We start from the raw sequence: 26,852 nt of genomic DNA, 5'->3' as shown, positions 1-26,852 counted from the left end.
CTATAATTAGGGGGAGATTTATAAAAGAGAGTGATACATATTGAAAAATAAAAAACAGCCTGTCGTCATACTCGTCGGACCGACGGCAGTCGGAAAAACAAAACTAAGCATCGGACTCGCGAAAATGCTGAATGCGGAAATCATCAGCGGAGATTCCATGCAGGTATATAAAGGGATGGACATCGGAACGGCCAAAGTCACCGAAGAAGAGACAGAAGGCGTGCCGCATCACCTGATTGATATTTTGGAGCCGTCCGACACTTTTTCAACGGCGGATTATCAGAAAATGGTAAGGGGAAAAATCACCGAGATTGCCGGTAGAGGAAAGCTGCCGATGATTGTCGGGGGGACGGGTCTGTACATTCAGTCCGTGCTGTATGACTATACGTTCACGGAAAACTCCGGCGACCCTGTATTCCGGGAGCGCATGGAGAAACTGGCGGCTGAAGAAGGGGCGGAAGCGCTTCATGCCAAGCTTGCGGCAGCCGACCCGGAAGCGGCGGCAGCCATTCATCAAAACAATACGCGAAGAGTCATCCGCGCGCTCGAAATCCTGCATGTATCGGGAAAAACAATGTCAGAGCATCTTAAAACCCAAAAACGGGAGCTGCTTTACAATGCGGTTCTTATCGGTCTTACAATGGACAGAGAAGTGCTGTACGGCCGGATTAACGAGCGCGTTGACCTGATGCTGGAAACCGGCCTTCTTGACGAAGTAAAGCGGCTGTATGATATGAATATCCGGGACAGCCAATCGATTCAGGCAATCGGCTATAAAGAGCTGTATGAATATCTTGATGGAAAAGTGCCGCTCCCTCAGGCTGTGGAGCAATTAAAACAAAATTCAAGGCGATATGCGAAACGCCAGCTGACCTGGTTTCGCAATAAAATGCCCGTTTCATGGACAGATATGACGCCGCCTGTTGATATTGAGCAGAAAAAAAAGGAAATTTTCGAGTGCATAGCAGGAAAACTGGAAATTTAATCGAAACAGTATTGTATTGAGAACCAAGGAGGACGAAACATGAAACCGATTAATATTCAAGATCAGTTTTTGAATCAAATCCGAAAAGACAATACGTTCGTCACGGTGTTTTTACTCAACGGCTTTCAGCTTCGCGGCCAGGTAAAAGGCTTTGACAACTTTACCGTTTTGCTCGAAACGGAGGGGAAGCAGCAGCTTATTTATAAACATGCCATCTCCACGTTCGCCCCGCAAAAAAACGTCCAGCTTGAGCTTGAATAGACTTTTTGACAAAGACCATGAACAATGGTCTTTTTCTATGCGCGTCTGTATATTGCAGGCCGTATATCGGAAAGATAAAAGGGGGTACGGAAAATCGTGTTCGAAAGTGAAAATGAACTGAGAAGAATCAGGATTACGCTCGTTTGGATCGCTGTTTTTTTGCTGTTTGGAGCTTGCAGCAATCACGAGACGGTGGTGACGGATGATGACGGCGGCTTGGCGGATGCCGAACCGCAGACAGAAGGCGTGGTGCAGCTGGAACATAATCGTTTCGGCATTGTCGAGGACGGTTACTTAAAAATATACCGCTATGATGAAAAAACGGATAAAATCGAACTGAAAAAAGAAACGGCGCTGGATGAGCTTGAATAAATTTCACAAGCGTTCGAATTTACAAAGCGGGCCGCACAAGCTACACTAAGTACTGACATTGATCATGCAGAGGGTGAGACGATTGAAACACAAGGTGATAATCAACCATTGGGAAGAAACTTGTGAAGATGATTCCTGCTATGAATATGGAACCAGCATCATCGTTGACGGCAAAGAACTGATCAGAGAGGCTTCCATCACAAGCGCTCTGAAAGCCGTACTGAAAGAAATCGGTGCTGATGTGGAGATTGAAGAAACCGTTGAAAGCGAAAAAAAATGTGATTCTTACAAAAAATAAGAATAAAAGTCTAGACTACTAAGCAGTTTTTTTTCATGTTATGATAGACATCGGCTTACACATGACACCTTGAGTAGGATGAGAGATGATTCTCGTTCTGCTCTCTTTTTTGGGCGTTAATCGGGCCGGAGCCAAAGTCCGCTCTTTCAAAAATATGAATTTTTTATAAATCGATCTCAATATGTTGTGTTTTTCTGAGAGGTTAGTATACTATATATAGTGTTAAGAGATTCATTATTTTTGATAGGTCGTGATAAGGATGGTTCAAATCATATTTGATTCAAAGACAGGGAATGTTCAGCGTTTTGTGAATAAAACAGACTTTCAGCTGATCCGCAAGGTGGACGAAACGGACCACGTGGACACTCCGTTTGTTTTGGTCACCTACACGACAAACTTCGGTCAGGTACCGGCATCAACACAATCATTTCTCGAAAAATACGCCCATCTCTTATTAGGAGTCGCTGCGAGCGGCAACAAAGTATGGGGCGATAACTTTGCAAAAAGCGCCGATACCATCTCTAGACAATATCAGGTGCCGATCTTGCACAAATTTGAACTCAGCGGCACATCTAAAGACGTTGAATTGTTTACTCAGGAGGTAGAAAGAGTTGTCACAAAATCAAGTGCCAAAATGGATCCAGTTAAATAACGAAATCATGATCCAACAAGATGGAAAATTCCAGTTTGATAAAGATAAAGAGGCTGTACATAGCTATTTTGTAGACTATATCAATCAAAACACAGTTTTCTTTCACGATTTAAAAGAGAAGCTGGATTATTTGATTGAAAACCAATACTACGAAGAGGAATTCTTAAGCCTTTATTCTTTTGAAGACATTAAAGAAGTGTTTAAGACAGCTTACGCTAAGAAGTTTCGTTTTCCTTCCTTCATGAGTGCGTTTAAATTCTATAATGACTATGCTTTGAAAACGAATGACAAGAAAAAAATCCTCGAGCGTTATGAGGACCGGATCTCAATCGTCGCGCTGTTCTTCGCAAACGGCGACACTGAGAAAGCAAAAGAATATGTGAACTTGATGATCAATCAGGAATATCAGCCAAGCACACCGACATTTTTGAATGCCGGCAGAAAACGCCGCGGAGAACTTGTGAGCTGTTTCTTGCTCGAAGTCAATGATTCCTTAAACGATATTTCACGGGCGATCGATATTTCCATGCAGCTGTCTAAATTGGGCGGCGGGGTTTCTCTTAATCTGTCCAAGCTCCGCGCGAAAGGTGAAGCGATTAAAGATGTTGAGAATGCCACAAAAGGCGTTGTAGGCGTCATGAAGCTTCTTGATAACGCGTTCCGTTACGCTGACCAAATGGGGCAAAGACAAGGCTCTGGCGCGGCGTACTTAAACATTTTCCACCGCGATATCAATGACTTTCTTGATACGAAAAAGATTTCTGCGGATGAAGATGTGCGTGTCAAAACGCTTTCTATCGGTGTCGTCATTCCGGATAAGTTCGTTGAGCTTGCACGTGAGGACAAAGCGGCTTATGTATTCTATCCGCACACGATTTATAAAGAATACGGCCAGCATATGGATGAGATGGACATGACGGCGATGTATGAGGAACTTGTCGACAACCCGCGTGTCAAAAAAGAAAAAGTGAATGCGCGCAAATTGCTTGAAAAGCTTGCCGTTCTCCGTTCTGAGTCAGGTTATCCATACATTATGTTCCAGGACAACGTAAACAAAGAGCATGCGAATAACCACGTATCAAAAGTGAAATTCTCGAACCTTTGCTCTGAAGTGCTTCAGGCGTCACAGGTTTCGGCTTACACAGATTATGACGAGGAAGACGAAATCGGCTTGGACATTTCCTGCAACCTTGGTTCATTAAATATACTGAATGTCATGAAACATAAATCGATTGAGCGCACGGTGAAACTCGCGACGGATTCCCTGACTCATGTATCTGAGACGACGGATATCCGCAACGCGCCGGCAGTCAGACGCGCGAACAAAGCGATGAAGTCGATCGGTTTAGGCGCCATGAACCTTCACGGCTACCTGGCCCAAAACGGCATCGCTTATGAAAGCCCGGAAGCAAGAGATTTCGCCAATACGTTCTTTATGATGGTGAACTTTTATTCCATCCAGCGTTCAGCTGAGCTTGCGAAAGAAAAAGGCGAAACGTTTGAGCATTATGAAGGCTCCACTTATGCAACGGGAGAATATTTCAATAAATACATCGAAAAAGAGTTCTCACCGGCATACGAAAAAATCGCTGCGCTCTTTGAAGGCATGCACATCCCGACAATCGAAGACTGGAAAGAGCTGAAGGCGTTTGTCGCCGAAAACGGCATGTACCACAGCTACAGACTGTGCATCGCGCCGACAGGCTCCATTTCCTATGTCCAATCCAGCACGGCGTCCGTTATGCCGATCATGGAACGGATCGAAGAAAGAACATACGGAAATTCAAAAACGTATTACCCGATGCCGGGGTTAGCGTCTAATAACTGGTTCTTCTACAAAGAAGCTTATGATATGGACATGTTCAAAGTGGTGGATATGATCGCGACAATCCAGCAGCATATCGATCAGGGAATCAGCTTTACCCTGTTTTTGAAAGATACGATGACAACTCGTGATCTGAACCGTATTGATCTGTATGCCCACCATAGAGGCATCAAAACCATTTACTATGCAAGAACGAAAGATACCGGGCAGGACAGCTGTCTTTCTTGTGTCGTTTGATTAAAGGAGAGTTAACAGTGACAAAAATTTATGACGCAGCAAACTGGTCAAAGCATGAAGATGATTTCACCCAAATGTTTTACAACCAAAACGTAAAGCAGTTTTGGCTTCCGGAAGAGATCGCATTAAACGGCGATCTTCTTACTTGGAAGTATTTGGGTAAAAATGAGCAGGATACGTACATGAAGGTGCTCGCCGGCCTGACACTGCTTGATACAGAGCAGGGGAACACAGGCATGCCGATTGTGGCCGAGCACGTCGAGGGCCATCAGCGAAAAGCGGTTCTTAATTTCATGGCGATGATGGAAAACGCGGTGCACGCAAAATCATATTCAAATATTTTTATGACGCTTGCTCCGACTGAAACGATCAACGAAGTATTTGAATGGGTTAAACAAAATAAATATTTGCAGAAAAAAGCGCAAATGATTGTCGGGCTTTACAAAGCCATTCAAAAAGATGATGAAATTTCACTGTTTAAAGCGATGGTCGCATCGGTTTACTTAGAAAGCTTCCTTTTCTACAGCGGTTTCTATTATCCGTTATATTTCTACGGACAGGGAAAACTGATGCAAAGCGGCGAGATCATCAACCTGATTCTTCGTGATGAAGCGATCCACGGTGTATATGTCGGACTGCTGGCACAGGAAATATACAATAAACAAACAGAAGCGAAAAAAGCGGAACTTCGCGAATTTGCGGTTGAGCTTTTAGAAGAGCTTTATCACAATGAGCTTGAATATACAGAGGATCTCTACGACCAAGTCGGGCTGTCTCATGACGTAAAGAAATTCATCCGCTATAACGCCAATAAAGCTTTGATGAACTTAGGGTTCGATCCTTACTTTGAAGAAGAGGATATTAATCCGATCGTATTAAACGGATTAAACACCAAAACAAAATCACATGATTTCTTCTCCATGAAAGGGAACGGCTACAAAAAGGCGACGGTAGAACCGATTAAGGACGAAGATTTTTATTTTGGCCAAGATGAAGAGCAGATATAATATCTGCTCTTTTGGCTTGAGTGGAGAGGTAAGACAGGAGGAACGGGCATGAATAAAATGGATGAAATCATCTTGGCTGCACCGCGGAGTGACGTCTTTCAAAACGAAATGCTGACATTTCAGGGAGTCAACAGCCAGGATGAACGTATCATAAAAATTATGGCTCAGATTGAGGCGCATTTTTTTGAAATCAGAAGAGGCGACGCGGAAGAGGACCCGCGATTTAAACAGCCGATTCCGTATGTCGTCATCCGCCGTGATGATGAGGTATTTGTGTATGAGCGGCTCGCGGGCGGAGGGGAATCGCGCCTCCATAATAAGCTTTCTCTCGGCTTCGGCGGACACATGAACCCTATGGAAGGGGCGGCTTCATTTTCGGAAGTGCTGAAACAGAACACCGACCGGGAGCTGGCGGAAGAACTGTACATTCGCGAGGAGGACAAACAAAACATTGTCACACTCGGCTTGATCAATGATGATGAAAACGATGTAGGGAAGGTGCATATCGGCATTCTTTCTGCGCTCCAGTTAGCGCCTGCAGCACAAGTCGAAGTGAAAGAAAAAGATCAAATCGCCGGGCGCTGGATGAAACTGAGCGAACTGAAAGAGGAAAATGTGTATCAGCGTCTTGAAGCTTGGTCTCAGTTTGTCGCCGATATACTTCAATAACAAAAAACCCCCGTTCGTCCCAAAAAAGGGAGAGCAGGGGTTTTTTCATTTAGTCTTGCACAATGAAGGCATCAAATCCGGCTTTTTCGGCCCGCGCTGCCAACGCTTCAGCATAATCTCTGAAAGAGAATGCGCCGATCTGCACTTTAAATAAGCCGCCTTTTGGAAGCACAATCGCGTCAAAACCTTTAGACACCGCATCGGCGGCAAGCGCATCAGCATTTGCTTTCACGTTGAATGCGCCGATTTGCACTTTATATAAGTCAGCCTTTTTTTTTAGACCGAAAGCTTGCTCCAAGCCCTTGGCATGTCCTCTTGCAAGGCTTTCAATAAAACTGGCTGTTTTCAGTTTGTTTGCATCAGCTGACGTATCAACAAAACCATTCTCCGTCAAAATCGCCGGCATCCTTGTCTCCCGCAGCACATGGAAGTTGGCTGTTTTTTTTCCGCGGTCATTAAAACCCGATGCTTGAATTACTTGCGTGTGGACGGCTGATTGGTAAGTCGAGGTCGGCGCTCCGACACCGGGGTAAATATAGCTTTCGAATCCGGTTCCGCCTCCTGAGTTAATATGAATGGATAAAAAATAATCTGCGCCCCAGCTGTTGGCGGCATCCGTTCTTTCCGTCAGGCTGACCGTCTTATCGCTTGTCCTGCTCATCGTGACAGAAACTCCTTCATACTCATTCGTCAGAATCGTGCGCAAAGCCAGTGCGATCTCCAGCGTGACCGCTTTTTCCTGAAGTCCGTTTCCGGTTGCACCTGAATCAGTTCCGCCATGACCGGGGTCTATAAAAATTTTAACCATTCTCCATCACCTCATTACAGCATATGATGATGTTCAAAAGGTGCTTGTACGGCTGTCATTCATGAAAAAAATGAGAGATACACCCAACATTTCCCGGAAAATAAAAATAAATGGTTTGTCCTCCCGTTTCTGCTGAATACAATAAGAAATGAAAAATATTTCTCGGGAAAGCGCAGGATTCAACATCATTCCCGAAGAGAACGGAAAAAGTGACAGATAAAGAGGAAAACGGGCCTCATGATGATAGGCGGATGTCACCGAACCTCTTCATCATGAGTAAGATAAAGAGAGAACAGAGAGGTGAGCATGTTGGAACGCGCTGTAACCTATAAAAATAACGGACAAATTAACATCATTCTTAATGGCCAAAAGCAAGTGCTGACAAATGCAGAAGCTGAGGCGGAATATCAGGCCGCCCTGCAAAAAAATGAAGCCAAGCACAGCATTCTGAAAGAAATTGAAAAAGAAATGAACACATTAGTGGGTATGGAAGAAATGAAACGCAACATTAAAGAAATTTACGCCTGGATATTCGTCAACCAAAAACGGGCCGAACAAGGGCTGAAAGTCGGAAAACAAGCTCTTCATATGATGTTCAAAGGGAACCCCGGCACCGGGAAAACCACCGTCGCGAGACTGATCGGCAAGCTTTTCTTCGAAATGAACGTTCTTTCCAAAGGACATCTGATCGAAGCGGAACGTGCCGATCTGGTCGGTGAATACATCGGACACACGGCGCAAAAAACGAGAGATCTGATTAAAAAATCGCTCGGGGGCATTTTATTCATTGATGAAGCATACTCACTTGCAAGGGGCGGAGAAAAGGATTTCGGTAAAGAGGCGATTGATACGCTTGTCAAACATATGGAAGACAAACAGCATGAATTTATTCTGATCCTGGCAGGGTACTCGAGAGAAATGACACATTTCCTGTCATTAAATCCCGGTCTGCAATCGCGTTTCCCTATCAGCATCGATTTTCCGGATTACTCTGTCACTCAGCTGATGGACATCGCAAAGCGCATGATAGCAGAGCGGGAGTATCAATTAAGCCAGGAAGCCGAGTGGAAGTTAAAAGATTACTTAATGACAGTGAAAAGCACGACAAGCCCCATTAAATTCAGCAACGGGCGCTTTGTCAGAAACGTGATTGAAAAATCAATCCGCGCTCAGGCCATGAGGCTTTTAATGGGAGACCAATACTTAAAAAACGATTTAATGACGATCAAGAGCCAGGATTTACTTATAAAAGATGAGGCGGCAGCTCACGAATAGACCTCTCAGCCGGTCTGAGGGGTCTCTTTTTTATTTCTCTCTTTAAAACCCGCCGGATGTGTGGTATACGCCCTGCGGGTTTGGTATGATAGTACTACTGCCCAATACGACACAGAAAGGAACATCCATTTGAACGAACAGGAAGGAAAAAAAGAAACGGTCATTTTGGTCGGCTGCCAGCTTCCGCACATGACAGATGAGCACTTTGAACATTCCATGGAAGAGCTTGCTTCATTGACAAAAACGGCTGACGGAACGGTGCTGACCCGGATTACGCAAAAACGGAACAGAGCGGATGCCGCTACATACATAGGCAAGGGGAAAGTAGACGAGCTGAAGGCGCTGTGTGAAGAGCTTGAAGCGGATCTGGTTATTTTTAATGATGAACTGTCACCGAGCCAGCTTAAATCACTCGCCACTGCAATTGAAGCGAAGATCATCGACCGCACGCAGCTTATTTTGGATATATTCGCAAAAAGGGCGAAGACGAGAGAAGGAAAGCTTCAGATCGAATTGGCCCAGCTTCAATACGCGTTGCCGCGTCTGAGCGGACAAGGAATCAATCTCTCAAGACAAGGCGGCGGAATCGGGACGAGAGGGCCCGGTGAGACAAAGCTTGAAACAGACCGGCGCCACATTAGAAACCGCATACACGAAATTAACGTGCAGCTGTCAACGGTTATCCGCCACAGAAGCCGTTATCGGGAGAGACGCAAAAAGAACGGTGTGCTTCAGGCTGCACTCGTCGGTTATACCAATGCAGGAAAATCAACGTGGTTCAATCAATTAACAAGCTCAGACAGCTATGAAGAAGATCTGCTGTTTGCAACACTTGATCCGATGACGAGAAAGATGGCGCTCCCAAGCGGCTACAGCGTCCTTTTGTCTGATACGGTCGGTTTCATTCAGGATCTGCCGACGACGCTGATTGCCGCTTTCCGTTCAACGCTTGAGGAAGTGAAGGAAGCAGACTTGATCATTCATGTCATTGATTCATCCAATGAAGATTATGCCGGGCATGAACAGACTGTCCTCGGTCTGTTAAAAGAGCTTGAGGCAGATGATATTCCGGTGCTGACCGCTTATAACAAACGTGACGAGACACTTCCTGACTTCATCCCGACAGCGGGAGAAGGCCACATCATGATCAGCGCCAGAATCGCCGGGGATGAAGCAAAACTAAAAGCGGAAATCGAAGCTTATTTGCGCCGGGAGCTGATGATGCCGTATGAAGTTCATGTGCCTGCCGCTGAAGGCAAATTGATGTCACGCATCAAATCAGAGACCATGATCGACAGCCTTTATTTTAATGAAGAAAATGAACGCTACGAAGTCTCAGGTTATGTACAGGAAGAACAAAGCATACTCGGAGAATTGAAGAAATTCATGTAAGGAAGGTATACACAACATGTTTGACACACTGACCCACGGCGCTCTTTTACAAAAAACCGCCGAAGAAACAGAAGCGGAAATCTCCGCCGTTCATAAAAGAATAGAAGAAATCAGTGAACGGAATGAATGGAGAGTCCTGCAAAGCTACAGAAAACATAAAGTAAGCGATACGCATTTTACGCCTTCAACCGGATACGGTTATGATGATATCGGACGAGATACACTGGAGAAGATCTATGCTGATGTGTTCGGAGGAGAGGCGGGACTTGTGCGGCCGCAAATCATTTCCGGTACGCATGCGATTTCAATCGCGCTCTTCGGCGTGCTGAGACCCGGGGACGAATTGCTTTATATCACAGGCAAGCCTTACGATACACTCGAGGAAATCGTCGGAGTAAGAGGCGGGGAGTATTCAGGCTCGCTTAAGGAATTTCAAATCGGATACAATGCAGTCGATTTAACATCAGAAGGCAGAGTGGACTTTGAAGCGGTCCGGGCTGCAATCCAACCGAATACAAAAGTGATCGGCATCCAGCGTTCAAAAGGATATGCGAATCGTCCGTCTTTCAGAATAAATGAAATTGAAGAGATGATTCGTTTCGTAAAGGAAATCAAAGAAGATGTCATTGTTTTTGTGGACAATTGCTACGGAGAATTTGCAGAAGAGCGGGAACCCTGCCACGTCGGAGCGGATCTTATAGCCGGCTCCCTGATTAAAAACCCGGGCGGCGGCCTTGCTAAAACGGGCGGCTATCTTGTAGGGAAAGCCAAGTGGATTGAGGCCTGCTCTTACCGGATGACCTCCCCGGGAATCGGAAGTGAAGCCGGGGCTTCGCTTTATTCACTGCAGGAAATGTATCAAGGTTTCTTTCTCGCTCCGCATGTAGTGGCGCAAAGCTTGAAGGGCGCGGTATTTACCGCCCGTTTTCTTGAAAAGCTCGGCTTTACGTCAAACCCAGCATGGAATGCGCCGAGAACGGATCTGATTCAGTCAGTTGAGTTTCAGGACCCTGATAAGATGATCGCTTTTTGCCAGGCGATACAATATGCTTCACCGATTAATGCGCATGTGACGCCTTATCCGAGCTATATGCCGGGATATGAAGACGATGTCATTATGGCAGCGGGCACTTTCGTACAGGGAGCAAGCATTGAATTATCAGCAGATGGACCTATCAGACCGCCTTATGTCGCGTATGTCCAAGGAGGATTAACCTACGCGCACGTGAAAAATGCGATTTGCAGCGCCGTAAATGCTTTAATGGAAAAAGAGCTGATTTAGGCCGGTTGCAATTTTCAAAGAATTTGATGTTAAGATTCCTTACATTGTATTGACACAAAATATAACATCACCTATAATGAGACTAAGATAAGAAAAGGAGGAAATTGAGATGAGTGATAACATTCGCCGCTCAATGCCTTTATTTCCAATTGGGATTGTCATGCAGTTAACAGAACTTTCTGCCCGGCAAATTCGATATTATGAGGAAAATGGATTGATATTTCCAGCGAGAAGCGAAGGAAATAGACGATTATTTTCATTCCATGATGTAGATAAACTGTTAGAAATCAAAAATCTGATTGAACAAGGCGTCAATATGGCGGGGATCAAACAAATTCTGGATAAGGCATCTGCCGAACCGGAAGAAAAATCCGAAAAAACCGCCAAATCGATGAAGCACAATCTGTCTGATGACGAACTCAGAAAGCTTCTGAAAAACGAACTGATGCAGGCAGGCCGTTTCCAGCGGGGAAATACTTTCCGCCAAGGTGACATGTCCCGATTCTTTCATTAATCCGTTAGCAACTGTTTTGCTATATACATTTACCTTTTAGAGGAGGAGTTTTACGAAATGGCAAAGTACACAAGAGAAGACATCGTAAAATTAGTAAATGAGGAAAACGTAAAGTATATCCGCCTTCAATTCACAGACATTCTCGGAACGATTAAAAACGTGGAAATTCCTGTGAGCCAGCTTGAAAAAGCACTTGATAATAAATGCATGTTCGACGGTTCTTCCATCGAAGGTTTCGTCCGTATCGAAGAGTCTGATATGTACTTATATCCTGATCTGAACACATTTGTAATCTTCCCATGGACGGCTGAAAAAGGTAAAGTAGCACGCTTCATCTGTGACATTTACAATCCGGACGGCACGCCGTTCGAAGGTGACCCGCGTAACAACCTCAAACGGATTCTGAAAGAAATGAAAGAACTCGGTTTCAGCGATTTCAATCTTGGACCTGAGCCTGAATTCTTCCTGTTTAAATTAGATGAAAAAGGCGAACCGACGCTTGAATTGAACGATAAAGGCGGATACTTCGATCTGGCTCCGACTGACTTGGGAGAAAACTGCCGCCGCGATATCGTGCTTGAGCTTGAAGAAATGGGCTTTGAAATCGAAGCATCTCACCATGAAGTTGCTCCGGGTCAGCACGAAATCGATTTTAAATATGCCGGTGCCATCCGTTCTTGTGACGACATCCAAACTTTCAAACTGGTTGTCAAAACGATCGCCCGCAAACACGGTCTGCATGCGACATTCATGCCAAAACCGCTGTTCGGCGTAAACGGTTCCGGTATGCACTGCAACCTATCACTCTTTAAAGATAACGTTAACGCATTCTTTGATAAAGACGCTGATCTTCAGCTGAGTGAAACAGCAAAACATTTCATTGCCGGTATCGTAAAACACGCGACAAGCTTTACGGCTGTCACAAACCCGACAGTGAACTCTTACAAACGCCTTGTTCCGGGCTATGAAGCACCTTGCTACGTGGCATGGAGCGCGCAAAACAGAAGCCCGCTGATCCGTATCCCGGCTTCCCGCGGCATCAGCACGCGTGTTGAAGTCCGCAGCGTAGACCCGGCGGCAAACCCGTACTTGGCGTTAAGCGTATTGCTTGCAGCAGGCCTTGATGGAATCAAAAACAAACTTGAAGCACCGGCTCCGATTGACCGCAACATCTACGTCATGAGCAAAGAAGAGCGCATGGAAAACGGCATCGTAGATCTTCCGGCGACACTGGCGGAAGCTCTCGACGAATTCAAATCAAACGAAGTCATGGTTGCAGCGCTCGGCGAGCACCTGTTCGAACACTTCATCGAAGCAAAAGAAATCGAATGGGATATGTTCCGCACACAGGTTCATCCGTGGGAGCGCGAACAATACATGTCTCAATATTAATCTCTCAATCCCTTGGCACTATTGGTGTCAGGGGTTTTTTTGATTTGTTAACAAATTTAATAATTTAATATAAATAAAATACCACCCACAAAACACCCACGAAAAATCAATAAAAAATTACTCCATAATTGTGGAGATATAATCCTCGTACTTATTCATTGAATCTCTGTCAATTTTTTTGCTGATGTGTGAGTAAATATCTGATGTAACTTGAATACTTTTATGGCCCAGTCGTTCTTGTATTATTCGATATTTGAAAGGTGAATACTCGGATCATGAACATAGTGTGAAACAGACCATAGATAAAATTATTAATTATTACATGGGCATTGATCAAGATATTAATAGAAAAATAGACGACTGGTTCAATCATGATTTTGAATCAGTTATGAAAGTGATGAAATTACTCGTTCTCTTTTGGGAGAACGGCTGGAGGGAGCTAAAAGAATCCGTTTCAAACTTTGAGAGCGAGGAAAAGGACCAGCTTTCCATAGAAATTTATGACGGGGACATGTCGTATTTTAAGGGGAAGAAAGCATGACAATTATTCACTGTAACTAATCGGAAACGGAGTTAAAAGAAATTCTGGGCAGCATGGTCATAATTGTGGATACGAGGGAGCAAAAAAATCAGCATGTTCTTGATTATCTCCGTAAAAAGAAAGTGGCAATCAAGTTCAAAGGAATGAAAACCGGCGATTACTCGGCCATGATTCCCAAGAATGATGAATTTGGAATCATTCGTGATATGTATTTAAATGCAGCCATTGAACGAAAAAACGGAGTGGACGAGCTGGTGCAGTCGATTAAAGACAGTTCTCGGTTTAAAAATGAATTGATCAGAGCATCCAGACATCCATTTACTCTTCTTGTGGGAGACCTGGAAGGGTATCAAAAAATACTGAACGGAAAATATCGTTCAAAATATGAACCGAAAGCGTTGTTGGGCAGCTTGAAAACATTTGAGGTTCGCTACGGCTTTTCGCCCGTTTTTATCAGTCCTAACGCTATCGTAAAATACATTTATCTACTATTTTAATTATATGGCTCGAGATTTATTAAAAGGTGGATTACTATAGCAAAGTCCAGACAGCAGAGAAGTTGTAAAAATTTATTATATACAAAATGAGTTTTGCTGTCTGGTTTCTTATATAATCACGTATTTTTATCGTGAGATTTGTTGTTTACCATCTAGTTCGTTAAGTGATATCCATCTACTCTCTATAGCACATACCCCAGTACCTCTTACTATTGGATATACGACATAGATGAATTCCATCCAGTCGCGTATTGTGTTGTCATATTCAAACCGTACATCATGAATAAATATTCTAGTACCTTCTAATCGTATCTGCTGGGGCTGAAATAATCTGACCGATACTTGGTTGATATTTTCTTAGTTCCGATCTTTGAATATTCTGTGTGTAATTATTGTGAATATAAGGTGACGGAACAAGATAATACATTGGATACATTTTAAAACCTTGAAAAATAATTTACAGTTCATCATATTTCTAATTTATGTATAATGTGATGGGTAAAACTTATTGTCCTGTTTTTAGGGCTTTAAGTACAAAACACCTGATGAATTATATGAGCTTTCACTAAAAGGATTAGACGGGATATTCAAAAGAAATTGATTGAAAGGGGAAAATGACCATGGCATTTGTAGGGTTTGAAGAATCACAAGAGGTACCGCAGCTGGCCGAAAGTTTAATCGATAAGCATCTTGTAGGCGTCACGGGCTCCAGAAGGTGAGGAAATGAGCGAATAGGATCTGCCTGGATGCAAACCTGAACAAGTGCTGGAAGGTGGCTGCCTTAAAGTATCAGTCCTTAATTGCTCTCACTACAAAGGATGGCGATTGGCAACACGATGTGTGCAGCCAACTTGGAGAAGTGTCTGTGGATTTCCATTGATGGGCCACAGCAGGGAAGGGACAAAAAATTAAGCCATCCTGAAAAGATGGCTAGTCTCTAGCTTTTCAATCTTTCAATAGTAGCTGATACAAATTTCTGTACTGAAGATATCTTTTTCTGTTTCTCTTTTTGATGAATTTTTTCATCGAGAATCAATTCAATCGCAAGTTGCACATTAGGGAATAGATCAAGGCATTCTTTTTCAGTTAGCTCATGTATACCTTTACTTAAAATTGCATACAGTTGTCTATTTTGAACAAGGAATTCTGGTAAATAATTTTTAAGTAGCTTAATTTTTTCATCCATTTTTGAACGATCAAAAATGCTGTTGTCCCATTGAGACTCTTGGGATGCCGCAGTTTGCCTGGCTTCTTCAATTAGATTTTCAAAGATTCTGCGAAGGTAAACAAATGAACCGGCACCAATTTCTTGGGAATTCAGTCGTATTGCCTTTGAAAAATCCCGATAGTCGTCATTTAAGATTTTTCGATATTTATCAATTTTATGTAATTGAAGGTCAGCAAGGGACGGATATTGTCCTATCTTAGTCACTTTATTACCACGAATAAGTAGCGACAAATAGAATAGATGGTCTCCGTCTCTTTGACATTTTAATAATAAGTCTATGGGATAGTCAACTTTTATCCTATCTAGAAAATTTACTGGGCCGTGCTCAGGTGGATATACCGGAAGATATCCTCTCTGTGAATGAAATTTAAATGTAGACTCTTTTTTGCATTCAATACAGTAGGAATCAAATTGAAACTTTTTGGGAGTCTTCATACAAGCTTCAAATTGATCAGCGTTTTCTTCATTGATGATGAAAGGTTGATATAAACCTAATTGTAATGCTAAATAATCTGACGTTATCTCATTACACAAACCAAAACAACTCCATTCTATTTTTTATCATAATTTTACCACAAAAGTAGGTGATTGGTGTGGGAGGTCATTGACTATATCGGATTCACCACCGCCCAGTATCGGGAATTGAAAATGACAATGACAGATATGGAGATCGCTTAGGATCAGAAGAATTGCACATGCAAAAAGCATGAACGATCTCAATTATTTAGTGGGGATTTCGATACAAAAATTTTTAATAACCACAAGATCAGATAATGCGGTCGGAACCGTGAAGGGGGAAGCTATGGAATCGTCATTCTGGCTACTCCATTCATCTGGATGGAGATCTGGAAAGACGGATCCAAGAATGGGGAAAAGAAAAATGAACGAAGGGAGGGAAAAGATGTTAAAAGAACAGCTATCTTTTCTCGATGATGTGGACGAAAAGGCCGTCCGAAAAATAGTCATCAAAGAACTGAAAAATTTACCGCGCGCTCAAAGGCCAATTAAAGAATAAAAAGGAATGTTCGTCTGCCGGCATTAACATTTTCCCTTCTCTCCGGGATTCATTTACCGTTAATGAACTCAAAGTCAAGCAGATGGAACGGGCTTTAAAAAACAGCTTGGACGATGAAGAACGTTTAATTATTGAAAAGAAATACCTGACGGCTGCCAGGATGAAAGACATTAATATTTATATGGAACTCGGGATGAAAAAGGATACTATTATGAAATAAAACAGCGTGCCATTTTACGCATTGCTACAGCATTCGGAATTATCTGTGTGCTTTTTATCAACAAATTCCCGACAAAACAGGGGGCAAATTGGGGGCTATTTATGTTTGGAATCCCGATAAACTTAACTTATCAACAAAACACGGGTGACGCGCCTAACCCTTATCAATGGCGTATCTGGATACGGAACAAAGGTGTTGAGGAATGAAGCCGAACGAGAGGAGCATTCTGAGCCTGGATAGCAGCTGGTCTGCGGCGGCCGTATCGGGGAATAGTAATTTCGTTTTACCTTCGATCTTACTGTACTTGGCTTCCTCTCGAAGTATGTGTGAGGCGCAATTCTTAATAAGCGATTAGCATAAGGAGTCGATAAAAAAAGAGCAACCGGTAGGCTGCCCATTTAAATGTTAACTTAACTTAAGGCAATTAAGACCTTGGATTTTTATAAATCCCAAGATGTTCTTTTATTGCCTCTTGAAGCAACTGTGAATAATTCACTTTATGCTCTTTTGCGATGTCATCCATCCAGCGGGGGATAGTAAGTGTTTTCTTAACTGCTGCATTTTCCATATCATGACGAAATGGGGGCATCCAAGTTTCAATTAAAACGATGCTTTGGCTTTCCTCTGCTTTGATTTCCCTTGAAGGTGTAGCTTCAGGTATTATATCGCCGTCTTGTTCGAAGCCATAAAGGTGCAAGGCCATAGCTTCTTTTGCCATTGCTAAAGCTTCTTCGTCGGAGTTGCCAAAAGTGATACACCCAGGTAAATCTGGAAATGTTACAGTGATGCCGTCGTCATCATAATCGAAAAGAGCAGGATAAATGTAACGTTCTTTCTTCAATTTATTAACCCCTTTATTTTATTTTTATTCTTATTATTTATATTTATATATCCTTTTGCAAGGAGGGCTATTTTAGCCCCGCCTGCTCAAGGATTGATTTCAATGTTTTCTTTGGAAAGTCTTTTTTAGGATGTGGGATGGTAACCGTTCCGGGCTTTGTCGGATGTTTGAATTGATGATGACTTCCTTTTGCTCGGACTTCGTACCAACCATCTTTTTCAATTAGCTTGATTAATTCTTGCGAACTCATTAGATGATTACCATCTCCTTTCTATATACTCATTATAACACGTGTTGTTATAATACGTGTTTATGCTTTCTTTTGAAAAAAACATTTTTTGTCTTACGGTTGAGACTAATTTATGAAAAGAATTTTCGTTCGACAAATTTCGTAAATTGTTCCATTGTCCCTACCTTTTACCGATAATAAGAGGGGAGGAGATTTAATGACAGTTTTAAAGAAGATATTGTTTTATTTATGGCATTTGATAAGAAAAATAGTGATTTTTGTATTTTTTCCAACACAAAATTTTTCACACTTACTTATCCAATCAATAATATTGGTACCTTCAGTTGGCGTGTCTCTGGGTATGATTCGGCGTTCGGGTCAAATTATTGAGATTACAGGCTTTCTGCTATCTAATATATTATTGTTATCTTTGCTATACGGGGTGTTAACATTTCTTTCTCATTTAAGCGGCAGGAAGGACCCGATATATGTAAAAACTTCTGAACAAAAGCCATTTTCACACGAAATTTCTAAAATAAATGACATTATTGCAGTGATGGAAGAAATAAAGAAATCACTCAAAGAATGGGCAGAAACTGATAGAGACCAAGCCCTCGAAAGGTTAAAGCTATTAAGAATATATAATAAAGTGAGTTCAGGTAAAAAAAATTTAAACCTCTTTGCTAATTCTATAATAGTTGCAATCCTTGGTTTAACAACTTCAATTATTTTTAATAAAGATATAATGAACTGCATAAAAAAAATAAATGGTGGTAAATTAAAGCTAGTTGGCGATAATTTTATTTATTATGCTAGTGGAACTACCCTATTTTTATTAGGTTTAATAATTGCAGGACATATCTTGGTACAAAGTCATAGGATTAATAAACAAAGTGAACTTTATGAAGAAATTTTGAATGAACTTATTTTAGAATTGGAAGAAAAACCGGGTGAATTTGAAAATAATAATCCTTCAAGCACCTAATTAAGTCTTTGTTTACGGTAATTCTAATCAACGTTTAACCAGCCTTTAAAGCTAGTTTGTAAAATATAACCAGGCGCTTTCCCGATTCAGGCAAGGCGCTTTTTGTTTTGGAGGGATTAACTTTGTCAGAGAATAATTTGTACGTTGTCCAATTTAAAGCATGGCACAATAACGGCACAGATAATTATGGTAATAAGTAATAGGCAATAAATAAAGGGAGTGGCACTGCTGATGAGCGGGGGCGTTTTTATGTTCTGTTCTCCCAAACAACTCTGGTGAATCGTTCGAAAAATTTCGCGATTGGTTTCTTTTTGGTATGCTTAACCGATAATATATAAGAATATAAAAAAATTTTGTAGGAAAGTTATGAATGAAGGATTGGAAACGATACTTATATCAACCAAAACCAGCTTCTGAGTTGCTAAAAGAATCGACAATTGTAATTGATACAAACGTTTTACTAGCCGCTTATCAGTGGAGAGAAGTAACAGTTAATAAAGTTTTAACAACTTTACAGCGATTAAAAAGTGAAGATAGACTTAGAATTCCTTTACAAGTTATAAAGGAATTTTCTAAGAATAGAACAAAAGAAATTAAACAACGAATGAATGATATAGACCAGGTGTAAGTTACAAAGAGACAAAAATCCAATAAGGGAACGTGTTCCCATGCTTGAAGGAAAAGATATCCTTAAGAATATTGAGACCCTACAAGAGAATCATCATAGTGCCCTTAAAGAATATAAGGATGGATTAGTTGAGCTAAGAGACCATCTAAAAAAACTTTTTTTATGAAGACCATTTCTTGGACAGTATTCTGGAAATTGCACAAGAGACGATTATTTTCCCACCGGATGGAAAAACCGATGAGGATCTGATGAAAGAGGCTGAAGAACGTTTTAAAAATAAAATTCCGCCGGGATATAAAGATAATCCTAAAGAGGAAAATAGTTCAAGAGATTTTATTATATGGTTTTCAATTCTTCAACTGGACACTGATGTGGTTTTTGTTAGTGGGGATAAAAAAAGTGATTGGGTCTATAAGGATAATAATGAAAACCCCATAGTTGCAAGGCGTGAATTAATTGAAGAATTCTTTATACAAACTGGTAAGGATTTTGCACATATTACCCCAAAAGATTTTATAACGTCTTTAAATTCAGATGTAAGTGAAGATGTAAGAGAAGACTTATCCAACTACAAAACAAAATTTAAAGTAGAGGACTCAGATGAATTAACTGTCATAGAACCAGTTAATTCTCAGGAGAAGTTAGATAAAATTACCCGAAGAATATTTGAACTCGTCGAAGATCTTTGTCAAAAAGAAGAGCTTAAAATAGAAGGCGATATATATATAGCACTAAACTCCTTAGTTGCAAATAATATAATTAGTAGAAAAACTCGTGAAGAAATAGAAACAATCATAACAATTAATAGAGATATTGATCTTGGTTTATTAGGTGTGGATGATTTCAGTGTTGGTTGGGCTATTTCAAAAGGAACGCATTGTATAAACAATATAACAAAATATCTACAAAATTAATGCTCTTTAAAAAGAGCATTTTTTTAGCAATTAAAGAGGTGATATTATTGCCACGTATTTTTATAAATCAATAGATTGGAAACGAACAAGACAACTTGCATTGATACGAGACAATTATCTTTGTCAGCATTGTTTGAAAGATCATTGCTTTACTCATACGAAAGGGCCATTATAGGGTGAAAATATTGTCCGATGTTTGTTTGCAAGCGATATGCGGCGAACACTATAAGAGACCTTAACTCATATATCAAATCAGCGTCATTCTCTTTCTAAGGCGGTGTAAACGCGAAAAAAATATTCGCATTCATGCTGCTGCTTTTGTTAAATGATTTTCTTTTTATCACAGGTGCAGCATTAGTTCACCCTTGGGAGCGCGAACAATACATGTCTCAGTATTAATCTCTCAATCCCTTGGCACTCTTGGTGTCAGGGGATTTTTTGATTTTGTCATAAGATTAAGAGGTCGATATTTTGGTCCTTGACCAAAATATGACCAAAAAAAATTGAAGTTATGAATCTAACTCCATAATTGAGGACACGTATTTATTGTAATCCCTTATTCGGTTTAGGATGAAGGCTAAATGAAGCCAATTATGCTCTAAAATTGAACCGGCCATTTTTATTTTCAAAAAGCAGGAGCAGGAAATTCATCAATTTTGATACGAAGTAAACTATAAGGTTTCTGTCGTAAGTCTTCTCCATAATGAAATCTAGCCTGCCGATGTAATTGGTTCACGATGACGTATAAGTATCCATCCGGACCAATCGAAAAAGTATCCGGCCATAAAATTCTCGGATCATGTGCGATGGTTTCCATTGTGCCATTCGGCAGCATCTTTCGAATACTATTGTTCTCGTAATCTCCGGCATAAACGGCTCCTTTTGCATCTGTAATCATTCCATCAGACGCGCCTTTTTCTCCCCAATACGCCACATGATAAAGTAAATCCATGTCCGATATATTTCTATCTCTCAGGGCTTCTGTTGAGATCGAGAACAGATGACGGCTGGTCAGTGGACAAAAAAATAATACCTTTCCGTCAGGAGAAATCGCAATACCGTCGGATGCCAGCCTAAATGGGGAAGTTGAACCATCCCTGTTACGATTCATCAAAATTTTGCCTTCTACTTTCGGTACAAAAGAGGAATCCGGTGAAGTTGGATTTGCTCCATTTAACCGTCTAAATGCGTTTCCGGTTTCTAAATCAACGACGATAATAGCTCCTGGTCCTTTGGAAGAAGAATCCGTTATATAGGCATAACCTGCAGTTCCGACACGAAAATCAAATCGGACATCATTCAGGTAAGTTGTTGGAAGGACAACATCTTCTGTAAAGGTATACACTCTTCTGATTGTATTGGTTTTTAAATCAACAGCGACTAATTTTGCCCCGCCTTTAATTGGTTCAGAAAAATTGGGTGCCGCTGTATCTAGTATCCAAATCGTTCCTCTTCCATCAGCAACTACACTTTGGACACTGATGAAAGTCATTTTGATATTCTCAAGGTTAACCAAATTGGTTTGTAAATCAGGATAAGGCTGCAATTTATCCCCAATTATTTCCGCAACCGTAAATTTAACATCGTCTCCCCATTTCGGAAAACAAATGAATATACGACCGGTTTCTGAGACAGTAACACCGGTAGGCATAGCTCCATAAAATGCATAAACCAGTTCTAAATCACCAAAATATTTTTCAAAAGGCAGCATAGGTTTCATAATATCCTCCTCAACCAATTAAACGGGATATCACTTATATATGATTCGCATTTTTTCAAGTGCATGTTTCTTAATAAGTTTTACTAAACAAAAGATGATGGAAGTGCTTATCATTTAATAAATCAGTCAGGTGACACATGGGGTTTTTATTTAACGTCTGTCGAAGCAGCCGGCAATTACAACATGGTACGTCCTTTGGTCGGTTTTAAATTCTCTGAAAAAAGAGTTGAAAAAGCAGAAAAGATTTTATAATATGAAATCAAGTTAGTTTGTTCGATCAACAAACTAATGAAACCACTTTAATTGCCCATCATGTAAAGGTCTTAAATGGGAGGGGGATAAGAGGCTCGATTTAATTGGAGGTATATAAAAAGTGAAAGCCAAGCTTTTATCCTGTTCACTATGAAGAAAATGCTCTGTGAAAGTAAATCGCTATCATTTTTTTGAAAGCGCTTTTATAAAGCCTTCACTGGCCGATAAAATTGAAGAAATGTTATACCATTTCATAATGTTCCTTATGTAAAGGATCGAAAAGGGGAGGAAATCATGCTCAGTGAAAATGTAAAGAAGATCAGCATGGTTGAAAAAGTTGGATATGCGTCTGGAGATTTTGCATGTAATTTAATTTATGCAACAGTGTCTACTTATCTTTTGTTCTTCTATACAGATATATTTGGTTTACCGGCAGCAACAGCCGGTACGATGTTTTTAGTGGTTAGAATCATCGACGCTCTCGCTGATCCTTTTATCGGAACAATAGTTGACAGAACAAATAGCAGGTTTGGGCGCTTCAGACCGTATCTTTTATTCGGAGCTTTTCCATTTGTCATATTGGCAATACTCTGTTTTACAACCCCGGATTTTTCGGATATGGGGAAATTAATATATGCTTATATCACCTATGTCGGCTTGTCGCTTACATACACAATGATAAACGTGCCATATGGCGCGTTAACATCTGCAATGACCCGAAATAATCAAGAAGTTGTTAGTATAACGTCTGTCCGTATGTTATTTGCGAATCTTGGGGGACTTGTCGTTGCATTTTTTGTTCCCTTACTGGCTGCTTATTTAAGCGATACTTTCGGCAGCGAATCTCTTGGCTGGCAGCTAACCATGGGTATTATGGGAGTTATAGGCGGGTGCCTTTTAATCTTTTGTTTTAAAAGCACAAAAGAGCGTGTCACGCTTCAAAAATCTGAAGAAAAAATTAAATTTTCGGATATATTTGAGCAATTTCGTGTTAATCGGCCTCTAGTTGTATTAAGTATTTTCTTTATTATTATTTTTGGAGTGAATTCAATCAGTAATTCGGTTGGCATCTATTACGTAACGTATAATTTAGAAAGAGCGGATTTAGTGAAGTGGTACGGTTTGTTGGGAAGTTTGCCTGCTTTGGTCATTTTACCGTTTATACCAAAGCTTCATCAATTATTAGGGAAGAAGAAATTACTAAATTATGCATTATTACTGAATATGATCGGCCTCTTAGCTTTACTGTTCGTTCCGTCAAGTAATATATTCCTGATACTTTCCTTTCGATTGCTGGCTGCTGCCGGAAGTCTCACTGCCGGGGGCTATATGTGGGCGCTTATACCTGAAACAATCGAATATGGAGAGTATAAGACCGGGAAAAGAATGGGCGGTCTCATATACGCTATTATCGGATTTTTCTTTAAATTCGGCATGGCCTTGGGAGGGGTTGTACCGGGTTTGGTTTTAGATCAGTTTGGATATGTGGCAAATCAGGTGCAAACGCCGGAGGCATTGACGGGAATTTTAATTACAGCAACCATTATTCCCGTGTTCTTACTGGTTCTGGCCATGATTGATATTAATTTCTATAACTTAGATGAGAAAAAATATAAAAACATGGTGCGAGAATTAGAGAATAGAGACAAAGTTTATTTGGATCATATTGACGATTTCAAAGCTTAAAACATGATGAGTCAACAGAAAATAGCTGAGGAGGCGTTCTGCATGAAGATTATCAATCCAGTACTTAAAGGATTCAACCCCGATCCGAGTATTTGCAGGGTTGGAGAGGATTATTATATCGCTGTATCTACATTTGAGTGGTTTCCGGGAGTCCAGATACACCACTCAAAAGATTTAGTCAATTGGCACTTAGTTGCACATCCATTACAGAGAGTTTCGCAATTAGACATGAAAGGAAATCCTAATTCAGGCGGGGTCTGGGCGCCATGTTTAAGTTACAGCGACGGAAAGTTTTGGCTGATCTATACGGATGTTAAGGTTGTAGATGGCGCCTGGAAAGATTGCCACAATTATTTAGTGACTTGTGATACGATTGATGGTGATTGGGGGGAGCCGATCACATTAAACAGCTCGGGGTTTGATGCTTCTTTGTTCCATGATACGGATGGGAAAAAATATTTATTAAATATGTTATGGGATCAGCGTATTGATCGGCACTCCTTTGGAGGCATTGTCATGCAGGAATATTCTGATAAGGAGCAAAAACTGATCGGTAAACCGAAAGTGATATTTAAAGGAACTGAAAGAAAGCTGACGGAAGCGCCGCACCTTTATCATATCGGGAACTATTATTATTTATTAACCGCAGAAGGAGGAACGCGGTTCGAACATGCTGCTACAATTGCCCGTTCTGCAAATATTGAGGGGCCATATGAAGTTCATCCTGATAACCCAATCTTAACGTCATGGCATGATCCAGGAAACCCATTGCAAAAATGCGGGCATGCATCTATTGTTCACACACATACAGATGAGTGGTATTTAGCTCATTTAACGGGACGTCCCATTCATCTGGACGATGATTCAATTTTTCAGCAGAGAGGATATTGTCCTTTGGGCAGAGAAACAGCTATTCAAAAGCTCTATTGGAAAGATGGCTGGCCTTATGTAGAAGGCGGAAAAGAAGGGAGCTTGGAGGTGAATGCGCCTTCTATACCTGAAACACTGTTTGAAGACACGTATCCGGAAGTTGATGAATTTGAGGATGCAGCATTAAATATTAATTTTCAAACATTAAGAATCCCGTTTACGGAGAAATTAGGTTCATTAACTCAAGCGCCAAATCATTTACGATTATACGGCCATGAATCCTTAACTTCGACATTTACTCAGGCATTTGTAGCCAGACGCTGGCAAAGTCTCCATTTTGAAGCGGAAACGGCTGTTGCGTTTTATCCGGAAAATTTTCAGCAAGCCGCTGGTTTGGTGAACTATTACAATACAGAGAACTGGACGGCTCTTCAAGTCACGCATGATGAAGAACTTGGCCGTATTCTTGATTTAACGATATGTGATAACTTTTCTTTTTCACAACCGTTAAAAAATAAAATTGTAATTCCTCGTGAAGTCAAGTATGTCTATTTAAAAGTGAATATTGAAAACGAAAAATATTATTATTTCTATTCATTTAACAAAGAAGATTGGCACAAAATCGACATTGCATTGGAATCGAAAAAATTATCAGATGATTATATCCGCGGCGGGGGATTCTTTACAGGAGCTTTTGTAGGGATGCAATGCCAAGATACGAGCGGAAATCATATTCCGGCCGACTTCAGATATTTCCGTTATAAAGAAAAATGAATGTCCGCATGAAAAAGGAGCTTTCTATTTTGGAACTCCTTTTTCATATTAGAAAGTGCCTGTGTGGAAAAACACGTCAGATATGCTCCCATTCAGGATGAAAATAACAAAACAAAAAACCCATCTTTAAAGATGAGCGTAAAACATAGAAGTTTATACATTTCAGTTATGAACCATGTCGAGAAAATGATCAATCACAATAGAGGACATTCCTAAAGCGGGTGCATTTTTTCCTAAGAAAGATGGTAATAGTTCATAGCTATTGTCTAGGTGGGAATAAACCCTGGATGACACTTCGCTTTTAATTGAATGTAAAACCATAGGATGCGATTCAATGATGCTGTTTCTTAAAATGATGGCTTGCGGATTGAATGTATTTAAAATATTGGTCAGGCCTATTCCTAAATAGAAACCAAAATTCTGTAATGCATGTAAAGTTCCAATATCATTCAGATGGGCGAGGTCTATGATATCTTGAGTGGACACTTTTTTCTCTTTCGTCTTTAGAGATTTTATTAAAGCCTTTTCTGAAGCATACAATTCCCAGCAGCCTCGGTTTCCGCAGCTGCATTTCGGACCATTAAAGTCTATTGTCATATGTCCCATTTCTCCAGAGAATCCGCCAACCCCTCTGTATAAATCATTGTTTATAATAACGCCGATTCCTATCCCTGTACCGATACTTGCATAAATCATGTTATCGTGATTTTTGGCAGCACCAAATACTTTTTCTCCATATGCGCCGGCATTTGCCTCATTTTCAATAAAAACGGGCACATTGAACTTCTTTTGGATGAAAGATTTTAAGTCAATATCTCTCCAGTTGGAGTTCGGAGCGAAAACAATTTTTTGATTTTTATCAATTAACCCGGGAACGCATATGCCTATACCAATAAGCCCGTACGGAGATTGCGGCATATTTGCAATAAAGTGATGAATCATCTCAATTAAAATATCTTTAGTGATTTCTGGAGAATTGCATTCCAAATGGTGGTGTTGGTCAAGGACGATCGTCCCTTCAAGATCTGTTAAAATGCCATTAATATAATCCACGCCAACATCTATTCCTACGGAGTATCCTGCTTTTTTATTAAAAACAAGCATGACAGGTCTTCTGCCGCCGCTTGATTGTCCCTGACCTATTTCAAATACGAGGTTTTCTTTCATTAATGTGTTTACCTGTGACGAAACAGTTGATTTATTTAATCCGGTCATTTCAGATAATTTTGCTCTTGAAATAGGAGAATTCTTAAGTATTTCGTTTAGTAATAACTTTTGGTTAACTTTTTTGACAAAGGCTTGATCAGCGATATCCACTTCATCCACTCCATTTGTATAATCTTTAAATTAAGTTGAACGTTCTGTGTTATCGTGCGAAACGCAGTACATAGCGAATGCAACCTTTATTATATCTAATGTGTTCGTAAAAAACTAAAAAAAATATTGAAAATACTGATGAGGTTATATAAGATGAAAATAAGTT

26 protein-coding genes and 2 pseudogenes are annotated in these 26,852 nt (G+C 40.8%); 22 read left to right on the top strand and 6 right to left on the bottom strand.

Annotated elements, in window-relative coordinates; genetic code table 11:
• Window positions 1-40 precede the first annotated feature (40 nt).
• The 8 genes from miaA to ACWJJ5_RS05610 all read left to right on the top strand — a co-directional run bounded on the left by miaA (window position 41) and on the right by ACWJJ5_RS05610 (window position 6,306).
• A complete protein-coding gene (miaA, locus tag ACWJJ5_RS05645) occupies window positions 41-985 on the top strand; it encodes a tRNA (adenosine(37)-N6)-dimethylallyltransferase MiaA (protein WP_015388203.1) in 945 nt (314 codons plus the stop codon).
• Window positions 986-1,024: 39 nt separating this feature from the next.
• Entirely contained in the window at window positions 1,025-1,246 is a 222-nt protein-coding gene (hfq, locus tag ACWJJ5_RS05640; protein WP_003154064.1) for an RNA chaperone Hfq, read from the top strand.
• A gap of 96 nt (window positions 1,247-1,342) precedes the next feature.
• Window positions 1,343-1,618, top strand: coding sequence for a YmzC family protein (locus tag ACWJJ5_RS05635; protein WP_071391798.1), 276 nt, complete (start codon window positions 1,343-1,345; stop codon window positions 1,616-1,618).
• Window positions 1,619-1,700: 82 nt separating this feature from the next.
• Window positions 1,701-1,916: a hypothetical protein gene (locus tag ACWJJ5_RS05630; protein WP_003154062.1), complete on the top strand. Its 216-nt coding sequence runs from the start codon at window positions 1,701-1,703 to the stop codon at window positions 1,914-1,916.
• Between the two features lie 259 nt (window positions 1,917-2,175).
• Complete coding sequence (gene nrdI, locus ACWJJ5_RS05625) at window positions 2,176-2,568, top strand: class Ib ribonucleoside-diphosphate reductase assembly flavoprotein NrdI (protein ID WP_003154061.1); 393 nt, start codon at window positions 2,176-2,178, stop codon at window positions 2,566-2,568.
• Complete coding sequence (nrdE, locus tag ACWJJ5_RS05620) at window positions 2,528-4,630, top strand: class 1b ribonucleoside-diphosphate reductase subunit alpha (RefSeq protein WP_003154060.1); 2,103 nt, start codon at window positions 2,528-2,530, stop codon at window positions 4,628-4,630. The genes nrdI and nrdE overlap by 41 nt, the downstream gene beginning before the upstream one ends.
• A 17-nt stretch (window positions 4,631-4,647) precedes the next feature.
• Window positions 4,648-5,637, top strand: a complete 990-nt coding sequence (gene nrdF / locus ACWJJ5_RS05615) for a class 1b ribonucleoside-diphosphate reductase subunit beta (RefSeq protein ID WP_024085331.1) — start codon at window positions 4,648-4,650, stop codon at window positions 5,635-5,637.
• Window positions 5,638-5,685: 48 nt separating this feature from the next.
• Window positions 5,686-6,306 (top strand): hypothetical protein, encoded by a 621-nt coding sequence (locus ACWJJ5_RS05610; protein WP_436335854.1) that lies wholly within the window; start codon window positions 5,686-5,688, stop codon window positions 6,304-6,306.
• A 49-nt stretch (window positions 6,307-6,355) separates the two neighbouring features.
• Here the strand turns inward: ACWJJ5_RS05610 and ACWJJ5_RS05605 are convergent, their stop codons facing one another.
• Window positions 6,356-7,114: an N-acetylmuramoyl-L-alanine amidase gene (locus ACWJJ5_RS05605; protein ID WP_069013563.1), complete on the bottom strand. Its 759-nt coding sequence runs from the start codon at window positions 7,112-7,114 to the stop codon at window positions 6,356-6,358.
• A gap of 306 nt (window positions 7,115-7,420) precedes the next feature.
• On the opposite strand from ACWJJ5_RS05605, the gene spoVK reads away from it, so the two are divergent.
• The 8 genes and pseudogenes from spoVK to ACWJJ5_RS05565 all read left to right on the top strand — a co-directional run bounded on the left by spoVK (window position 7,421) and on the right by ACWJJ5_RS05565 (window position 14,887).
• The gene (gene spoVK, locus ACWJJ5_RS05600; RefSeq protein ID WP_015417523.1) at window positions 7,421-8,389 is read left to right on the top strand and encodes a stage V sporulation protein K; all 969 of its coding nucleotides are present in this window, start codon (window positions 7,421-7,423) and stop codon (window positions 8,387-8,389) included.
• Window positions 8,390-8,518: 129 nt separating this feature from the next.
• A complete protein-coding gene (gene hflX / locus ACWJJ5_RS05595; protein ID WP_003154051.1) occupies window positions 8,519-9,781 on the top strand; it encodes a GTPase HflX in 1,263 nt (420 codons plus the stop codon).
• Window positions 9,782-9,797: 16 nt separating this feature from the next.
• Window positions 9,798-11,063 carry a methionine gamma-lyase family protein gene (locus ACWJJ5_RS05590; protein ID WP_077722361.1) on the top strand — a complete coding sequence of 422 codons (1,266 nt, stop codon included), beginning with the start codon at window positions 9,798-9,800 and terminating at the stop codon, window positions 11,061-11,063.
• Window positions 11,064-11,172: 109 nt separating this feature from the next.
• Window positions 11,173-11,577: a MerR family transcriptional regulator gene (locus tag ACWJJ5_RS05585; RefSeq protein WP_077722362.1), complete on the top strand. Its 405-nt coding sequence runs from the start codon at window positions 11,173-11,175 to the stop codon at window positions 11,575-11,577.
• Window positions 11,578-11,634: 57 nt separating this feature from the next.
• Window positions 11,635-12,969: a type I glutamate--ammonia ligase gene (gene glnA / locus ACWJJ5_RS05580; RefSeq protein WP_003154048.1), complete on the top strand. Its 1,335-nt coding sequence runs from the start codon at window positions 11,635-11,637 to the stop codon at window positions 12,967-12,969.
• A gap of 286 nt (window positions 12,970-13,255) precedes the next feature.
• Window positions 13,256-13,510, top strand: a complete 255-nt coding sequence (locus ACWJJ5_RS05575) for a hypothetical protein (protein WP_224759936.1) — start codon at window positions 13,256-13,258, stop codon at window positions 13,508-13,510.
• A 53-nt stretch (window positions 13,511-13,563) separates the two neighbouring features.
• Window positions 13,564-14,047: pseudogene (locus ACWJJ5_RS05570) on the top strand (ERCC4 domain-containing protein).
• Window positions 14,048-14,779: 732 nt separating this feature from the next.
• Window positions 14,780-14,887 carry a DUF7667 family protein gene (locus ACWJJ5_RS05565; RefSeq protein WP_454022279.1) on the top strand — a complete coding sequence of 36 codons (108 nt, stop codon included), beginning with the start codon at window positions 14,780-14,782 and terminating at the stop codon, window positions 14,885-14,887.
• A gap of 57 nt (window positions 14,888-14,944) precedes the next feature.
• On the opposite strand, the gene ACWJJ5_RS05560 is transcribed toward ACWJJ5_RS05565, so the two are convergent.
• The gene (locus tag ACWJJ5_RS05560) at window positions 14,945-15,769 is read right to left on the bottom strand and encodes a hypothetical protein (RefSeq protein ID WP_411306887.1); all 825 of its coding nucleotides are present in this window, start codon (window positions 15,767-15,769) and stop codon (window positions 14,945-14,947) included.
• A gap of 367 nt (window positions 15,770-16,136) precedes the next feature.
• Between ACWJJ5_RS05560 and ACWJJ5_RS05555 the strand changes: the two are divergent.
• Window positions 16,137-16,514 (top strand): annotated as a pseudogene (locus ACWJJ5_RS05555) (ArpU family phage packaging/lysis transcriptional regulator); the annotation flags it as partial.
• Between the two features lie 380 nt (window positions 16,515-16,894).
• Here ACWJJ5_RS05555 and ACWJJ5_RS05550 read toward each other — a convergent pair.
• Window positions 16,895-17,311: a type II toxin-antitoxin system HicB family antitoxin gene (locus ACWJJ5_RS05550; protein ID WP_454022278.1), complete on the bottom strand. Its 417-nt coding sequence runs from the start codon at window positions 17,309-17,311 to the stop codon at window positions 16,895-16,897.
• A 67-nt stretch (window positions 17,312-17,378) separates the two neighbouring features.
• Entirely contained in the window at window positions 17,379-17,561 is a 183-nt protein-coding gene (locus ACWJJ5_RS05545; RefSeq protein WP_127069684.1) for a type II toxin-antitoxin system HicA family toxin, read from the bottom strand.
• 196 nt (window positions 17,562-17,757) lie between these two features.
• On the opposite strand from ACWJJ5_RS05545, the gene ACWJJ5_RS05540 reads away from it, so the two are divergent.
• The 3 genes from ACWJJ5_RS05540 (at window position 17,758) to ACWJJ5_RS05530 (ending at window position 20,067) form a co-directional block, all read left to right on the top strand.
• Window positions 17,758-18,525 carry a hypothetical protein gene (locus tag ACWJJ5_RS05540; RefSeq protein WP_326375235.1) on the top strand — a complete coding sequence of 256 codons (768 nt, stop codon included), beginning with the start codon at window positions 17,758-17,760 and terminating at the stop codon, window positions 18,523-18,525.
• A gap of 370 nt (window positions 18,526-18,895) precedes the next feature.
• On the top strand, window positions 18,896-19,153 hold the full coding sequence (locus tag ACWJJ5_RS05535; protein WP_326375236.1) for a PIN-like domain-containing protein: 258 nt from the start codon (window positions 18,896-18,898) through the stop codon (window positions 19,151-19,153).
• A gap of 176 nt (window positions 19,154-19,329) precedes the next feature.
• Entirely contained in the window at window positions 19,330-20,067 is a 738-nt protein-coding gene (locus tag ACWJJ5_RS05530; RefSeq protein ID WP_326375237.1) for a PIN-like domain-containing protein, read from the top strand.
• A 625-nt stretch (window positions 20,068-20,692) separates the two neighbouring features.
• Here the strand turns inward: ACWJJ5_RS05530 and ACWJJ5_RS05525 are convergent.
• Window positions 20,693-21,787, bottom strand: coding sequence for an L-dopachrome tautomerase-related protein (locus ACWJJ5_RS05525; RefSeq protein WP_454022277.1), 1,095 nt, complete (start codon window positions 21,785-21,787; stop codon window positions 20,693-20,695).
• Window positions 21,788-22,333: 546 nt separating this feature from the next.
• Here ACWJJ5_RS05525 and ACWJJ5_RS05520 point away from each other — a divergent pair.
• Window positions 22,334-23,725: an MFS transporter gene (locus ACWJJ5_RS05520; RefSeq protein ID WP_454022276.1), complete on the top strand. Its 1,392-nt coding sequence runs from the start codon at window positions 22,334-22,336 to the stop codon at window positions 23,723-23,725.
• Between the two features lie 42 nt (window positions 23,726-23,767).
• Entirely contained in the window at window positions 23,768-25,369 is a 1,602-nt protein-coding gene (gene xynB / locus ACWJJ5_RS05515; RefSeq protein WP_454022275.1) for a xylan 1,4-beta-xylosidase, read from the top strand.
• A 162-nt stretch (window positions 25,370-25,531) separates the two neighbouring features.
• On the opposite strand, the gene xylR is transcribed toward xynB, so the two are convergent.
• A complete protein-coding gene (xylR, locus tag ACWJJ5_RS05510; RefSeq protein WP_326361191.1) occupies window positions 25,532-26,686 on the bottom strand; it encodes a transcriptional repressor XylR in 1,155 nt (384 codons plus the stop codon).
• Between the last annotated feature and the right edge of the window lie 166 nt (window positions 26,687-26,852).

Source organism: Bacillus sp. JK74, from assembly GCF_053663395.1.
This window is presented reverse-complemented; position numbering and strand designations above follow the sequence as displayed.